This window comes from Pyrococcus sp. ST04 (assembly GCF_000263735.1).
Classification (GTDB): domain Archaea; phylum Methanobacteriota_B; class Thermococci; order Thermococcales; family Thermococcaceae; genus Pyrococcus.
This window is the reverse complement of the sequence record NC_017946.1, coordinates 541,596-557,130: the sequence shown is the minus strand read 5'-3', so window position 1 is coordinate 557,130 and position 15,535 is coordinate 541,596. Positions and strand designations below refer to the sequence as shown.

The window sequence follows — 15,535 nt, the reverse complement described above, 5'->3', positions numbered from 1 at the left end:
TGCCCTCACCTCCTAGTATATTTTTTCGATAACCTTCCCTCCCGAAACCTTTCTCATTCGCACTTTCCCAGTAGATAGATCCAGGTAAATTGTTCTACCCCCCTTGCCCCCAGTATCTTCAGCTACTAGCCTTATTCCCAGCTTTTTGAGTTCTCTTTTTGCGACTTCAACATTCCTCTTCCCTATCATTAGATCCTGGCTCTTTACATTCTCAAACATGTGAGCTCCGCCAAAGAGTTTAGCTTCGAGCCTGATTTTAGAGGCACCGAGCTTTAGTAGATCCCTAAGGAGTAATTGTAACCCGGTATCAACGTATTTCGCTGGATTCCCTCGACTTCCATACCTCGATGCCTCAGGCAATAGAGCATGCAACAATCCACCAACCTTGGTAACTCTATCGTACAGGGTAATGCCTACACAGCTCCCTAACCCATACGTGCTAATTATTCCCCGACCTTTCCCAACGGCATAGTCGCCTATTCCAACCTTAATTTCCTGGGTCATCATTGAAACTCTCCCTCTTCAACTACTTGACTTTCTAGTCTTTTAACAAGCTTAGTAAATGACTCAGGAGTAGGAACTATGTAAAAGAAGCTTTCAACACCAATATCTTCCTTGTGGAAGCGAGATTTGAATATTATTATACTTTCAACATTTCTAAGGTCAGGTCTGCCAAGTTCCTTCTCTATGTCATATAGCGACTCAGCAGGCTTTGGTGGACTTAATGAGACGGGTTCACCGATGAGATTCGAAAGTATATCTGTATATACTGAGATCAAGATGTTACCGACTTCCATTATAGCTGACTTTCCCATATCATCGAGTTCAGTTACACTGCCAGGCTCCATTCCCATGAGAACAGCAGTTATGTTGAGGGCACTCTGTTTAGGGAACTGAAGTATCGTTAAACCTGATAAACCCTCGGTTATGTCAAACATGACAGTGAAACCGTTAGAAACTCCTCTCTCTGCAAGTCTCTTTAGGAACTCGACTCTCGAAACTATCTCAACCTCGGGGGGTTCCATGTCTATAGGACCACCTATCATCTGGGAGAGAGCTGTTAATGCGTGGGATATTGCTATGTTAGAGGCCTCCTTAAATATGTCCTTATACCACTCACTCCTCTTCATGCGAATCCCCCCATTAGCTTGTCCAAAATCTTCTTCATATCCTCTGGCTTCGGGAATAAGAGAAAGTGCTCTTCAAACTCCACGCCACTTATAGTTATTTTCGTCTCAAGTATTATCGTGTAGTCACAGTACTTACCAATATCAGCCAGGGCGAAGTCAAGTATCGCAGGAAGGAAGTCTATTGCCATGCTTGGTGGGCTTTGCTCTATGGTAATGCCCAAGAACTCGCTCAATGCATTCGCAAATGCTGAGATTAGGATATTACCAACTTCCATGAAGGAAGACTTAACCATATCATCCATTTCAGTCGTAGTTCCGGGGGGATTACCCATTATTATGTCGAACATCCTTAGAGCATCGTCGTAATCTGCTATGAAGAAGGCATGACTACTGAAATCTCTCCCAAGTTCAATGTAAACGGCAACCTTAACATCCTCACCAACGACCTCAGGTACATGCTTTATTGCCACAATCTTGAGATTTGGAACCGTGATGTTGACCTCTTTTCCAGTCATCTGACTTAATGCTGTTGCCGCATGGGATGCGCCTATGTTGAAAGTCTCAACCAAGGCACTCTTAGCAAATTCATCCAAATTCTTGATATATTCTTCAAAACTCTCAGCCATGATATCCACCTCCAAGTAGACCACCAATGTCAATGATAAGAACTACGCTACCGTCTCCAAGTATTGTAGCTCCAGCAAAGCCCCTAATGTTGGAGAGGAACTTGCCCAGGCTCTTGATGACTATGTCCCTCTTGTGAAGTAACTCGTCCACACCTATTGCAACTTTCTGGGCACCATAATCGACTATTATTGCTGGGAATCTCTCGACCTCTGGTATTGGAAGCCCAAATAGCTCATGTAACATCACAACAGGTATTATCTCGCCCCTAAGAACTATCACATGCCTACCACCGATTGTTTTAAGAATCGATGGGTCAACCTCGATTGTTTCAAGTATGTTGTTAATTGGAATTGCATAGACTTCATCCTGAACCCTAATGAGCAATGCCTGGATTATCGCCATACTAATCGGTAGCTTGAGTATGAAGGTCGTTCCTTTACCAACTTCCGTTTGAACTGTTATTGAACCGTTCATCGACTTCACTACTTCTTTAACGACGTCCATTCCAACTCCTCTTCCAGAAACGTCAGTGACTTTCTCTGCAGTGCTGAATCCTGGCAGGAAGATTAAGTTTATCGCCTCCTCATCACTCAGGCTTGCGGCCTCTTCAGGTGTTATTAAACCTCTCTCTATGGCCTTCTTCTTAACTTTCTCTGGGTCTATACCCCTACCATCATCTCTAACGATAATCACAACGTGATTCCTCTCTCTCTTTGCAATCAGCTCAACCCTACCAACTCTGGGCTTGCCCTTGGCTTCTCTCTCCTCTGGAGGTTCTATACCGTGGTCAATAGCATTTCTGAGCAGGTGGACTAGAGCATCACCGAGCTTTTCAAGGATCGTTCTGTCAACCTCTATATCGGCACCCTCCATAACGAACTCAACTTCCTTACCCATCTTTCTAGCGAGCTCCCTGACCATCCTCGGGAACTTATTGAAGACCTCAGCAATTGGGGTTAGCCTCATCTCCATTATCTCATCCTGTAGCTCTGTGAGAAGTCTTGAGAGAGTTGATAGTGTTTCAAGAAGTTCTCTGTCTCCGAGTCTCTCGGCTATCTGTTCAAGCCTACCCTTAGTTATCACGAGCTCTCCAACTAGGTTCATGAGCTTGTCGAGGTGGCTGACATCTATCTTTATTATCCTTGAAACTTTCACTTTAGGAGTCTCTATCCTCTGAGGCTTCTTTGGTGGTTTAGGTGGTTGTGGAGCCTTTACTTCTTTTTTCTCTTCTTTTTCCTCTTTCTTTTCTTCCCTCTTCTCTTCAGTGACAGATGAAATCGTGAAGTTAACTACATCCGGATGCTTCTTTAAAATCTCCCTTATCTCGTTCTCGTTAGCTGACGTTCTAAGCTTAACCTCGAAGTACTTATCCTCAAGAAACTTTCCATTCTCTATGTCTTGCCTACTCGGATTTGTTTCAACTATCTCTCCAATCTTCTCAAGATCCTGAAGAATCAAGAATCCTCTTGGACCCTTAAGAGGAGCATCAGGCTGGAAGTAAACCCTTATTAAGTATTCCTTCTCACCTTCAGGCTTCTTCTCCTCGCCCTTTCCTTCCTCAAAGATCTCAACTTTCTCAACTTCCGGATGTCTCTTTATAACCTTCTCAAGTTCCTCTTTGGGAACGTTAGATGATACCTTAAACTCTATCACATCTTGATCAGCGTTACCATCTTCGATTACCTTTCTCTCGGGATTAGTCCAGAGAACTTCACCCCTCTCTTCAAGATCCGAAAGAATCAGGAAAGCTCTCACGCCTTTCAAGGGAGCATCCTTTTGGAAGTACACTTTTATGTGATATACCTTCCCACCCTCTGGAACCTTAACTTCCTCTACTTTCTCCTCAGCCTCTTTCTTTTCTTCTGGAGGCTTTTCTTCCTTTTTCTCTTCTTTTTCTGGAGCTTTACCCCCCATAAATTCATCAGCTCTCTCAAAAAGCTCAGAAACGTCTACGTCTCCCTCATTGCCATTCTCCTCTATGTTGTCAACCATTGCTTCTATGGCATCAAGGAACTCAAGAACTAAATCAACTAATTCTGGTGTTAGCTCGACCTGACCGTTTCTGATTGCATCAAACAAGTTTTCCATCTTGTGCGCCGTCTCACTGAGCTTCATGAAACCCATGGTAGCGGCTGTACCCTTTAAGGTGTGAGCATCTCTGAATATCTGGTTTATTAGTTCCATCTTCTCCTCTTCACTGCCTCCCTCTTTGACGATCTTTTCAAGGGTTAGTATTGCATTGCTCAGGCTATCTATCCTATCCCTCGCATCCGCAAGGAATTCATCTAGGTACTGTGAAAGGTCTTCCAATGACACCACCCCCTCGTATTGTGTTCACAGCCTTAACCACTGTCTCGGGGATTTTATCCAGGGGAACCACGTAGTCAACCATTCCAGTTTCAATTGCGGCTTTTGGCATTCCGAAGATTATCGAAGTTTCTTTATCTTGAGCAATCGTTATTCCACCCCTCTTCTTTATTTCCACAATTCCTTGAGCCCCATCTCTTCCCATTCCAGTCATAACTACTCCAACTGTCCTCCTTCCAAACACCTGGGCTGCAGTTATCATCATTGGGTCTGCAGCAGGTCTTACACCGTGAATCTTGGGCTTCTTGTTGAGCGTTATCGTTGGCTTGCCGTTCCTAAGCGTAACCTCCATGTGGTAGTCTCCAGGGGCAACGTATGCTTTGCCCTCCTCTACTACGTCACCCTCCTCAGCCTCCTTCACGTCAATTTTAGACACGCTGTCAAGCCTCTTTGCGAATGAACGGGTAAAGCCTGGAGGCATGTGCTGAACCAGCAATATCCCAGCCTTTAAATCCTCTGGAAACTTTGGGAATATCTTGAGCAATGACTGCGGGCCACCTGTCGAAGCCGCTATTGCAACAGCTATCCTTGCAGGGACTGAGGGTTTTGTTTTCTTTGCCTTCTGGGCTCTAAGCAATCTTATTCTCTTAAGTTCAAGGAATCTCCTTGGAACTTTTGCAGCCTCCTTTATCTTCGCTATTATTTCATCCTTCATCTCTCGCATGTTTATTGATATTGAAGAGGAAGGCTTGGGTATGAAATCTATCGCACCATACTCAAGTGCCTTTATTGTAGCCTCAGCCCCCTCCTGGGTGAGAGCGCTTATCATGATAACGGGAGTCGGATATTTCTTCATTATAACCCTAAGAGCATCTAGACCATTCATTCGAGGCATCTCAATATCTAAGGTTATAACATCGGGCCTATGTTTTTGAACCATCTCAATAGCCTCAACCCCATCCCTGGCTTCGCAACAGACTTCAAGTTCTGGATCAGAGTTTATGATGTCCTTCAAGATTTTCCTCATGAATGCAGAGTCATCAACGACGAGTACCCTAATCTTTTTGTTGAGCAGGGGCATGTTATCACCGTTTTATTCTTGATTAAGACGATAGAACCCTGTTCACTTCCTCTATGACTTTCTGAGCTTGGAATGGCTTCACTATGTATCCCTTGGCTCCACTCTTGAGTGCTTCCATAACCTTAGCCTCTTGACCGACTGCAGTGATCATAATTATCTTGGCATTTGGATCGATCTTCATAATTTCCTTAACCGCTGTAATTCCGTCCATCTCTGGCATTACTATATCCATGGTCACCAAATCGGGCTTCAGTTGCTTGTACTTCTCAACAGCTTCTTTTCCATTGCTTGCTTCCCCAACAACCTGGTGGCCGGCCTGCGTTAGGATTTTCTTCAGTAGCATCCTCATAAACGCTGCATCGTCAACTATCAATATCCTAGCCATGCCTCTTCACCTCCAAATTCTTTTTATAGATCCTAGCGACAAGATCATACAACTTGAACAACTTGGCTGCATTTCCAAGGATTGTTTCGGTTTTACCAAGGATGAGATAACCGTGATCCTCGAGAGAGTCATAGAGCTTTTTAAATATCTCCTCCTGGGCCTCCCTGTTCATATAAATGAGAACGTTTCGGATGAATATAACGTCAAATCCCTTCGGGTAAGGAGAGGAAAGCAGATTTAACCACCTAAATGTTACCAACCTTTTTACGAAGGGCTTTATTCTATACCTCTCCTCACTTATTCTATCGAAGTATTTTGGAATCATATGCTTTGGAACCTGCTTTTCAACGGCATCTACAGGATATTCTCCCCTAACGGCAGCTTGGAGAGCTTCTCTATCTATATCTGTGGCGAGTATAGAAACCCTAAAACCCCCAAGGTTTTGACCAAGAACCTCATAGAGTGTCATCGCTATCGAGTAAGGTTCCTGACCAGTGGAACATGCAGCACTCCATATCTTTATCGACCGCACACCCTTTTGCTTTTTAAACTCTATCAGCTCAGGAAGGACCTTATTTTGGAAAGTCTTCCAAACTATTGGATCTCTGAAAAATTCCGTAACGTTAATTGCTATGGTAAACAAGAGCTCCTCAAATTCATCCTTATTTGTCTTGAGCAACCTGTAGTATTCCATGTAGTCAGTTATTCCAAGCTTCCTCATTCTGGCTCTTATCCTCCTCTGCAGGTAGGAATCCTTGTAGGCGTCTACACTAACCCCTAACCTCTTAAAAATCTCGGCCTTAATAAGCTCATATCCTTTCTGGGATTGCATAATCAGCCCCTCTCTGGGTTGTTGGTTTATATCCAACAGTTTAAAGAGCTTCTCGTTCCTTATACAATACTCGTTGACCTTTAATAAAAATATTTTTATGCACGTAGTTGTGTAGGTACCCTTGTAGGTCTTTTTAACTTCAAAATGAAGGCAGTAAACTACTCAGATTCATGAATATGACAAAACGAAAACTTTTTATCAGATTTTGGCCAAATAATACACGTAATCGCTCAAATTATGCCACCCTTAACTATTCATGCAGCTAAATTAAAAACTTTCCAAGGAGGCGAGAAAATTGATCCTCACTGCAATCTCAGGAGTCAACGTTCTCCCCATATTCCTTATAATAGGGGTAGGCCTGTTTCTAGTTCAGGGAGGAAAAAGGAAAGAAGATTACACCTTGGCAAGAGAAATCATCCAATATCTGAAAGATGTTCTCGAAGGAAAAGATGTATCTCCCCCAATAGGACTTTTTGAAGAAGATATAAAGGTTCTTGAGGAAGTTAAAAAGAGAATAAGACAGAGACCAGCAGTATATGCTCCTAGAAAAATTTCCCAAGCCTTAGAAACCGTAGAAGAGCACATTAAAAGGGCTAAAGAAACAGCAACCGAACTGGAAACAGATATAGAAGGTATACAGGTAGGCGATCTGGACAGAACAAACGAACTCGTCTCAAGATTAGAGAATGAAAGCATGAAGATAGCGGAGGTCAATGACTACATCCAAACACTCTCCGCCGGGATTGAAGAGATGAACGTCCAAGCCCAGCAGCTTTCAGAATTCGCACTAGAATCAGCGTCAATGGCGGAAAAAGGTAAGGAGATATCAGACAACGCAGCTATGAAGGTTGCAAGGATAAGCGAAGTTAGTGAAGAAATGGGAAACGCAGTAAACATCCTTGCGGACTACTCAAAGAAAATTGACGAGATAGTTTACGTCATAACATCAATAGCGGGGCAAACAAACCTCCTAGCATTGAACGCAGCCATAGAAGCGGCAAGAGCCGGAGAGGCCGGAAAAGGGTTCGCAGTAGTTGCAGAGAATATAAGAGAGTTGGCCGACAGATCTAGAAGATCGGCTGAACAGATTAGGGACTTAATCAAGGAGATGCAAGAAAACATCAACAGGGTTATAGAATCAATACAGGAAAACACTAGGGTAACCCAGGAAGTGAAGGATGCAATTCAAGAGCTTATAGCCGCCTTTGATGACATAGCAAGAAGAGCCAACGAGACTGCTTCAATGGTAAAAGAGCTATCAGAAGGAATCGACGAGCAGGCAAATTCAGTACAGATGCTCGTTGAAAAGATAGATTCAATATCAAAAGACGTTTCCGACAACCTAAACTTCGCAACTCAGCTCGTGGAGACAATAAAGACCTCCCTTGATACCCTAGATTCAATTAAAGAAAAGACTATGAAGCTTAAAGAAGACCTAGACAAAGCTCTCACCGAAATAGAAAATGTTAGGGGTGGTAGGAAGTGACCGAGATACAGGTTGTAGCATTCAGGTTAGGAAATGAGGAGTTTTGTTTGGACATCTCGAAGGTTAGGGAAATAAAGGAAATGATGCCAATAACAAGGGTACCAAACGCCCCAGACTTCGTAGAGGGAGTTATAAACCTCAGAGGACAAATAACAACGGTAGTGAACCTGAAGAAGCTACTAGGTTACTACGACGATGGAGACCTAAGCAACAAGAAGATAATAATCGCAGAAGTCAACGGAGAGATAGTGGGTGTGATAGTAGATGCCGTCTCCGACGTTTTAACGCTAACAGAAGATCAGATAGAACAGCCACCAAAGACCCTCGCCTCAAAAGTTGACATGAGATTCATCAAGGGAATAGCAAAGATAAACAACGGAGAGAGACTACTGATAATGCTCGACCTAGACAAGTTGCTCGGCGAGAGCATCTAAAGGCATAAATTTTAATTTACATTTCACCCCTTATTCCTTTGGAGGACCCGCAAGCATGCTAGGGGACATACTAGTGATCGGCATACTCATAGCTATAGCCGGTTTCTTGGTGTATTATGTGAATAACCTAACCAATAAACTCACCTCAAAGTACTTCGAGCTTAAAGATTTTCTAAATGAGCAGGAAAAGGAGTTAGACAAGATAAAATCCTGGGTCCAGGATGAGTTGAGTAAATTCAAGGACAAGCTTATAGAGGAGAAGAAAAAAGAAGAAAAGTCCATAGACGAGATAATATCCTGGAAGCTTAAGGGAATCCAGGATAAAATATCCTCACTAGAAAAGGAATACAAAGAGCTAAAATCCAAAGTTCTCGTTCTTGAACCACTCCCCTCAAAAATTGACGAAATTCTTGAAAAACTCAAAGAGCTTGATCCAGAAACCCTGAGAAACCAAGTAAAAGACTCGCTAAAGGAGGAAGTCCTAAAAGAACTCCAGGAAGAGATAGAGAAATTCGAGCAGACACTCGAAGAAAGAAAAGAGCAAGAACTTAAAGAATTCTTGGATCTACTAACTATGACCATTGACCTCCCCCCAGAGAGGATAAAGGACGGCCTTCTCCAAGCAAAAAGGGCTCTACTTTCACTTAGGGATCTTTCGAAGGTCTACGTCCTAACAGGGAAGGGAGTTGAAGAGTTTGAAAAGCTGAAGGAAACCCTAATAGAGCTTCTCAAAGATCTGAGAAAGCTGGCAGTTATCTCGGTACCAGAGGATGAAGTGTACTCCTCGCTAACATCCGTCATAGTTGGAATAAAAAGGCTCAAGCTTCCAATGAACGAAGATGGGAAAGAGCTGAGCCCAGAGAAGAGCTTTATAAGAATCCACAGGGCAATCTATGAACTAACAGGGAAGCTGGATGAGATAGCTGAAAAGATAGAGAGCCCAATACCGGTAACCCCCATAGAAAAGGAGTTTTATGAGAAACTCAGACTACAGTTCGAAGAGCTCAAGAGGTTAGAGAAACAAGTTCAAGAACTAATAACGACCCTCGGAAACATAGAGGTTGAGGAGGAAAAAGAGGAGGACAAGCTCAAGGACATAGAGAAAATACTCAAAGACCTTGGAGTTTAAAGAGCAAATCCTTAAAAGAGTGACCAAAATCTACATCGGGGTCAAGGGTGGAAGCAGGAATCATTGATGCCACAATCTTCATCCTCGGTCTCGTACTCTTAATAAAGGGAAGCGACATATTTGTCGAGGCAGCGAGCAGAATAGCAAGGTCTTTTGGAGTCAGCGAGTTTCTCATAGCACTTGTTCTAGCAAGCATAGCAACCACCTTGCCAGAAGTAACTGTTTCTGCAATATCCTCATACAAGGGAAACAGCGGAATTGCCCTGGGAAATGCCGTAGGAAGTGCCCTAGCCAACATAGGGATAATCCTAGCTATCTCCGCCATGATAATGCCACTGAAGGTTGATAAGATAGCCAGCGAGAACTCCCTGATAATGCTTGGGGCAACAACATACGCATGGCTCCTCATGATGGATGGAGAGATAAGCAGAATCGAGGGAATAAGCCTAATAATAATCTACCTGCTCTTCTTGACCTACCTATACAAAAGGCACATCACCCTCGAAGAGCTTGAAGGGGAAGGGAATGGAAGCATAGGAAGGGAGGTTGCAATACTCTTCCTATCCGGTGGAATGGTCATAGTCGGGGCCGAACTCGTCGTTGACAGCGCCGTGAAGATAGCGAGGGCTTTAGGAGTGCCTGAAGTTATAATCGGAGTTACCCTCGTCTCAATTGGAACATCACTCCCAGAACTTGCAAACTCCCTAACGGCCACCCTAAAGAAAATCCCAAACATAAGCGTTGGGAACATAATAGGTGCCAACATCCTGGACATACTGATGGTTATAGGGATAGCGGCAATGATAAGACCCATACACGTTGACCCATCCATCATGAAGACGGTAATGCCCATGACCTTGGCGGTTATGCTCGTACTCACAATATCTCTCTTCAGGAACAACAAAGTCGGAAGGAAAACGGCGGTAGTGCTACTAGGGATATACTCATACTTCCTATACCTAATCATCCAGGGAAAAGTGTATATACCAGGATGAGAACTTAATCCGATGAAACTCATCCCCAGTGTGGCTTACCTAAGGGTTCAGAGGCAGGTTTACATAGGGTATTCTATGGCACTAGCCGGATGGATAGGTGAGTACATCCTAAGCTATTCTTCACTCCCAAAGCCAAAATTCATTAGGAGAGCACTTTCAAAGCTGGGCTTTACTTACTCCTCCGAGAGTTACGAAGAGAATACCTTCACGATGTTCTATACAAAAAAGAACCTTGGCCTAAGTGCGAGCTGGGATATAGAGAATGATAAGTTGTTCATAAACATCTTCCCGCTAAGAGGGAGAATATCAAAGGGAGTTACAATTAGGAGCGAGAGGATAGAATTCTATGGACAAGATGTAGTTTCCATAGAACCAGCACAGAGGTTACCCCATGGGATAAGAAGCATTGGGATAAACCCCCTCATAATAGAGGAGGGCAACCTGATATCCCTCCCCTACTGGGGAATGCTCCACGAAGACTGGGAGGAAGACCTGAAGATCCTCGTTATGATAGATGATGTGTTTGATAAGTTGTACAGGGAAGAGTATAGGTGCCCAATATGCTTCTCCCCGTTGAGAGAGGAGAAAGGAGCCTTAGTTTGCGACAACTGCGGGTTCATATTCACCCCTGAGAACACGTTTGAGAGGGTTGTTGAGGAGTTCGAGGCCGAAGAGTTCTCCTTCTGAAGTGCGCCAGAAGTTAAGTTTAAAAACCCAGATTAAGGAGGTCTGAATGGGAGTAGCCCCGTGGTGTAGCGGCCAAGCATGCGGGACTTTGGATCCCGCGACCCGGGTTCGAATCCCGGCGGGGCTACCATACAACCCCGCAATTTCTTTAAACACAGCTCCCATTGCCCTGCCAAACAATTCCATAAAGAACTCAAGACTGCCAGCTGGAAAGGACTCTTGAACTGAGTGCCATTTTTGTCTGTCGCGCTCATATTTCCTTAGCTCCTCTGGAGTAAGAAACAACTCAGTACTGTACTTTTTAAGAATCTCGTCCACGTTAGTGAAATACTCGATAGACTCAACTTCCGCGTCACCATGAAAGCCTTGATCTGCGCGTGAAGCGTAGAACACTATTTTCATCCATAAACATAATAAAGAAAAGTCAGATCATTATCTTTAGGCCAAGCTTTTCCACTAATTCCTTGTACCTGTTTCTGACGGTCACTTCAGTAACCCTCGCAACTTCTGCAACTTCTCTCTGCGTTCTCTTCTCACCCTCAAGAAGGGAAGCAATGTACAATGCGGCAGCAACAAGCCCAGCAGGGCTCTTACCACTTGTAATGCCTAACTTGTAAGCCATTTCGAGAATTTCAACAGCCCTTCTCCTAGTTTTCTCGCTTAAGCCAAGCTCGTCAGCAAACTTGGTGACATAATCCGTTGGCTTGACAAAGAGCTTCTTTGGAGTCAAGTTAAGATTCCTTGCAATAAACCTAAAGCTCCTTCCAATCTCTTTCTTGTCAACCCTTGCAATGTCAGCAATCTCGTCAAGAGTTCTAGGTATTTTTAAAAGTCTACAGGCAGCATAGACACAAGCAGCGATAACGCTCTCAATCGAACGTCCTCTAATCAAACCCTTTCTCACCGCCTCCCTATAGAGACGAGCGGCTTCTTCTTTAACGTATCTTGGAAGCTTAAGCTGTGAAGTAATCCTGTCAAGCTCGGTAAGGGCGAAGGCAAGGTTACGGTCGGTAGCATCGCCAACTCTCAACCGGGACTGCCACTTCCTTAAGCGATACATCTTCTCTCTCATTAAGCCACTAACATTCTTATCACTCCCAATGTTCGTGGAGAGACCCTTATCGTGGATAAGAATGCTTTCAGGAGCACCAGTTCTAGAACGCTTATTCCTCTGAGAAACATCAAAAGCACGCCACTCCTGGCCAAGATCAATAATGTCCTGTGTTACAACGCTTCCACAAACTGCGCAGAAGATCTCACCACGTTCATAGTCATAAATCAGCTTGGAAGAACCGCAATATGGACACCTACCAACAACTTCCTCAAAATGCAAACAATCACCCCCATGAAGCTCTTGAAACCAGGATTCCTTGAAATCTTGGCATTAGAAATTCTCAAGCAAAATATATAGCAAGTTCCTGGCCACTGTACAATGATTACTCTCCATTTGATAACTTAAAATCACCATAATGCAAAATTATTACACTTTCCTCAATAAGTTCTCAACAATCTTCTCAAGATCAAGAGCTAATTGATGAGCGATTTCATGAGAAAGCCCAAAATATTTTTCAAGGTAAAACTCAAAGACTTCATACAAGATAGTTTTCAGCTCATCTAACTTGTTCCCTTGCTCGAGAACACCAATGTTATATTCGATAGGAATACTTACTCAAATCTGACCTCCTCCCTGCCCTGAAGGGCGAGACTTGAAAAAAGAAAAGTCAAAGAAATTAGGGTTTAGGGGGTGGTTCATCATGCGTGAAAAAATCCCAGTAGAGAGGACAATTAAAAAGGTTCTGGATATAGCACATTCTCGGACTAGTCTTTATCATTCTAATGAAGAAGCCACAAAACAACACCTTATACTTCCAATTTTAAGTGCATTGGGGTGGGATATCTTCAACCCCGAAGACGTGATTCCAGAGGTGAGTACTGAAGATGGAGGTAGAGTTGATTATGCTCTCTATATCAATGGTGATTGTGTAGCATATGTTGAAGCCAAAAGTCTAGGCGTAAATGTAATATCAGACTACAATGCACTTAACCAACTTGGGAAATACTGCTTCAGCGATGGTGTCCAGCTTGGAATACTCACCAATGGCATCCAGTGGGTTGTGATTAATGCATTCGAGCCAAAGAAGAAGTTAAGAGACAGACTTCTCATTATCATAGACCTAGAACGCCTTCCTTTAGAAGAAGGTATCAAAAGACTGTCGTGGTTATCCAAGGAGAGAATCCTAAGCGTAACCAATCTCCAAGAGAGACTTGTTGAAATTCCTCTAGAGAAAGGTCCTAAACAGAAAGAAGATAACACAGGCTCAACACTACCAATAAATGAGCCCCCAGGGAGAATAAAAACTCTAGAGGTTATTGGGATACCAGTAAGTACACTTAATGCTCCAACAATCGATGAGCTTCTTTATGTGGACTTGAAAGGTAAGCGTCCATTAAGTGTGTATGTGAAACTCGACGAAACGTGGTGGAAGCTCGAGATTGTTGGTGGAAAAAGATGGGGAAGATCTCCAAGGCTCACTTGGAGCACCTTATTACCAGCTGTAGTTGTATTTCTCCTGCAGAAGGGAATTGACATTAGTAACTTGCGTATTCCCGCTAAGATTGACCGTTTGGAGAAGCTTCTTCCTAAAGATGCTGGAGTTATTGAAATAGGGAATGGCTTTGGTGTAATAATGCCTGGTGATGGAAATTCCACTGTGCAATTTCTCAAGGAAATCAAACAGCGAACAGGAATTGACGTGGCCATAGAAGTGTACTCCTCCAAGAGATAAACAACTGACCTCCTCCCCGCCCTGGAGGGTGGGGGTTCCCACAGGGAACACCCTCCGCCGCCTCAATAAATATTGCAAGAAAAGGTTTGGAGGAAATGAAAAAGTGACTGAGGAAACAGAAATGGGCTTTCTTGGACTTTGGAATGAACTTCGCAAGATATCCCCCTTATATGAAGGGTACCTTGGCGAAAGAACCTCAAGAGGAATCTACGACCTGTGGAAACTCAACCTAATTCCAAAACTCAACATTTACCGCAGAGACTTAATCCCAAAAGACCTCGCTCCAGAAAAGACCAAGGACTCAGAAAGCTACATCATTCTTCTACAGGCCCGGACAAGAGTCACCTAGAGCCAAGAAAATCATTCCAAATGAAGTAAAAACTCTCGATGAAGAAGATTTAGGCTTTGAAGTTCATTACATTATTCCGCGTGCAGAGTCAAGGGAAATTTACCAAGCGAGCTAAGTGGTTAATCAAATTTAAGCCTTTTACTGAACTACACAAATGTTATAAAGACTACCCCCCGAACTGGTTCGGGGAGTACCCTTAATGAGAAGGAGAAAGTCCAGAAGAGGCATCTCATTTTTGATCAGAGGCCAAGAAAAGATAAAGAAAGCTTATTTGGACGTTCTGAGGAGTTAAATAAGCTAATAAACGCTCTTCATGCTAAAAGCTGGGTGGCAGTTCTTGGGCCAAGAATGGCGGGAAAGACCAGCTTAGCATGGGCAGGTGCCAATGCTTTTGCAGAAGAAATGAAGTATAATGTAATCTTTGTTGACTTACGGAATGCTGAAACTTCTCGGCAAGCCACAGAGAAGATACTCAGCAGATTACCAAAGTCAATTCTTGATGCACTATCAAAATACATTGCAGAAGTCTCTTTTTCTGCCAGAGACGTTAGTGCTAGTGTAAAACTTAGAGAAAATGCAGCTGCTAAAAACGCTTTGGAAGATGCTCTTTTTGCCCTAAAGGACACAATACTAATTCTTGATGAAGTTCAAAACGTGAAACAAGGCGTGAACAACTTCCTAAAAGCCCTAGCCACGGCATTTAATGAAAATGATTCCCTATTGGTGATATTTACAGGTTCCTATGCTGGTGTTGTTAAAAAGCTGTTCGAAGCCACTCACAAAGACAGTCTTTACGGAAGGCCACCAATTGAGATACTTCTCTCACCCTGGCCCGAATGGGTAGCAGCGGAATTCCTAAGGAAAGGGTTTGAGCAGTGTGATGTTAATGTCACTCAGAGGGAAATTCAGGAGACAATTTGGAGGCTTGGAACTCTGCCTGGCTGGTTGAACCTCTATGGACTCAGACGTTGCCTCAGGACAAGTCATGAAGAGTCCTTGCAAAGGGTATTTGAGAAGGCTGTGAACGAGGCTTTAAAGGAGTTGGAGCACTTCTTAGAAGGGAGAAGCCCCAAAGCCCGAGAAGTTATTAAGAGACTGGTTTACGGCGCTACATGGGGAGAATTAGAAAAGACAGGAATTCCAAAAGACACCCTTAGCAGACTCCTAGATGCCTTGACTAAAGAGTTATTCATCGTAGTTAAGGATGAGATTGGAGTTTATAAATTCTCAGATCCAATTTATAGATATGCCGCAGAGAGATTACCAATTCTTATTGTAACAACTACTCCGAGTTGAGCCTCAGGATT

16 protein-coding genes, 1 tRNA gene and 1 pseudogene are annotated in these 15,535 nt (G+C 43.4%); 9 read left to right on the top strand and 9 right to left on the bottom strand.

Features of this window, described 5'->3' with window-relative positions; all coding sequences use genetic code 11:
* Positions 1 to 12 precede the first annotated feature (12 nt).
* The 7 genes from PY04_RS02810 to PY04_RS02780 are packed head-to-tail and all read right to left on the bottom strand — an operon-like array spanning position 13 to position 6,362.
* Positions 13 to 504: a chemotaxis protein CheD gene (locus PY04_RS02810; RefSeq protein WP_048056190.1), complete on the bottom strand. Its 492-nt coding sequence runs from the start codon at positions 502 to 504 to the stop codon at positions 13 to 15.
* Positions 504 to 1,130: a chemotaxis protein CheC gene (locus PY04_RS02805; protein WP_014733667.1), complete on the bottom strand. Its 627-nt coding sequence runs from the start codon at positions 1,128 to 1,130 to the stop codon at positions 504 to 506. The genes PY04_RS02810 and PY04_RS02805 overlap by 1 nt, the downstream gene beginning before the upstream one ends.
* Positions 1,127 to 1,756 carry a chemotaxis protein CheC gene (locus tag PY04_RS02800; RefSeq protein WP_014733666.1) on the bottom strand — a complete coding sequence of 210 codons (630 nt, stop codon included), beginning with the start codon at positions 1,754 to 1,756 and terminating at the stop codon, positions 1,127 to 1,129. Before PY04_RS02800 ends, PY04_RS02805 begins: the two co-directional genes overlap by 4 nt.
* Positions 1,749 to 4,067 (bottom strand): chemotaxis protein CheA, encoded by a 2,319-nt coding sequence (locus tag PY04_RS02795; protein ID WP_048055925.1) that lies wholly within the window; start codon positions 4,065 to 4,067, stop codon positions 1,749 to 1,751. Before PY04_RS02795 ends, PY04_RS02800 begins: the two co-directional genes overlap by 8 nt.
* A complete protein-coding gene (locus PY04_RS02790) occupies positions 4,039 to 5,145 on the bottom strand; it encodes a chemotaxis response regulator protein-glutamate methylesterase (protein ID WP_014733664.1) in 1,107 nt (368 codons plus the stop codon). Before PY04_RS02790 ends, PY04_RS02795 begins: the two co-directional genes overlap by 29 nt.
* A 22-nt stretch (positions 5,146 to 5,167) precedes the next feature.
* Positions 5,168 to 5,530: a response regulator gene (locus PY04_RS02785; protein ID WP_014733663.1), complete on the bottom strand. Its 363-nt coding sequence runs from the start codon at positions 5,528 to 5,530 to the stop codon at positions 5,168 to 5,170.
* The gene (locus tag PY04_RS02780) at positions 5,523 to 6,362 is read right to left on the bottom strand and encodes a protein-glutamate O-methyltransferase CheR (RefSeq protein ID WP_014733662.1); all 840 of its coding nucleotides are present in this window, start codon (positions 6,360 to 6,362) and stop codon (positions 5,523 to 5,525) included. Before PY04_RS02780 ends, PY04_RS02785 begins: the two co-directional genes overlap by 8 nt.
* A 295-nt stretch (positions 6,363 to 6,657) precedes the next feature.
* Here PY04_RS02780 and PY04_RS02775 point away from each other — a divergent pair, with 295 nt between their 5' ends.
* From PY04_RS02775 to PY04_RS02750, 6 genes are all read left to right on the top strand, one after another.
* Complete coding sequence (locus PY04_RS02775) at positions 6,658 to 7,848, top strand: methyl-accepting chemotaxis protein (protein ID WP_014733661.1); 1,191 nt, start codon at positions 6,658 to 6,660, stop codon at positions 7,846 to 7,848.
* Positions 7,845 to 8,282 carry a chemotaxis protein CheW gene (locus tag PY04_RS02770; RefSeq protein WP_048055924.1) on the top strand — a complete coding sequence of 146 codons (438 nt, stop codon included), beginning with the start codon at positions 7,845 to 7,847 and terminating at the stop codon, positions 8,280 to 8,282. Before PY04_RS02775 ends, PY04_RS02770 begins: the two co-directional genes overlap by 4 nt.
* Positions 8,283 to 8,355: 73 nt before the next feature.
* Positions 8,356 to 9,411 carry a hypothetical protein gene (locus PY04_RS02765; RefSeq protein WP_237710137.1) on the top strand — a complete coding sequence of 352 codons (1,056 nt, stop codon included), beginning with the start codon at positions 8,356 to 8,358 and terminating at the stop codon, positions 9,409 to 9,411.
* Positions 9,412 to 9,458: 47 nt separating this feature from the next.
* Positions 9,459 to 10,406, top strand: a complete 948-nt coding sequence (locus tag PY04_RS02760; RefSeq protein ID WP_014733658.1) for a calcium/sodium antiporter — start codon at positions 9,459 to 9,461, stop codon at positions 10,404 to 10,406.
* 12 nt (positions 10,407 to 10,418) lie between these two features.
* Positions 10,419 to 11,093 (top strand): hypothetical protein, encoded by a 675-nt coding sequence (locus tag PY04_RS02755; RefSeq protein WP_014733657.1) that lies wholly within the window; start codon positions 10,419 to 10,421, stop codon positions 11,091 to 11,093.
* A 54-nt stretch (positions 11,094 to 11,147) separates the two neighbouring features.
* Positions 11,148 to 11,223, top strand: a tRNA-Gln gene (locus tag PY04_RS02750).
* Positions 11,224 to 11,372: 149 nt separating this feature from the next.
* Here the strand turns inward: PY04_RS02750 and PY04_RS09465 are convergent.
* Positions 11,373 to 11,495, bottom strand: a pseudogene (locus PY04_RS09465) (DUF365 domain-containing protein); the annotation flags it as partial.
* Between the two features lie 22 nt (positions 11,496 to 11,517).
* The gene (locus PY04_RS02745) at positions 11,518 to 12,426 is read right to left on the bottom strand and encodes a transcription initiation factor IIB (protein WP_014733656.1); all 909 of its coding nucleotides are present in this window, start codon (positions 12,424 to 12,426) and stop codon (positions 11,518 to 11,520) included.
* A gap of 421 nt (positions 12,427 to 12,847) precedes the next feature.
* Between PY04_RS02745 and PY04_RS02740 the strand changes: the two genes are divergently transcribed.
* The 3 genes from PY04_RS02740 (at position 12,848) to PY04_RS02730 (ending at position 15,524) form a co-directional block, all read left to right on the top strand.
* Positions 12,848 to 13,879, top strand: a complete 1,032-nt coding sequence (locus tag PY04_RS02740; protein WP_014733655.1) for a type I restriction endonuclease — start codon at positions 12,848 to 12,850, stop codon at positions 13,877 to 13,879.
* 103 nt (positions 13,880 to 13,982) lie between these two features.
* The gene (locus PY04_RS02735) at positions 13,983 to 14,228 is read left to right on the top strand and encodes a hypothetical protein (protein WP_048055923.1); all 246 of its coding nucleotides are present in this window, start codon (positions 13,983 to 13,985) and stop codon (positions 14,226 to 14,228) included.
* A 159-nt stretch (positions 14,229 to 14,387) separates the two neighbouring features.
* Complete coding sequence (locus PY04_RS02730) at positions 14,388 to 15,524, top strand: ATP-binding protein (RefSeq protein ID WP_148266001.1); 1,137 nt, start codon at positions 14,388 to 14,390, stop codon at positions 15,522 to 15,524.
* Positions 15,525 to 15,535 lie beyond the last annotated feature (11 nt).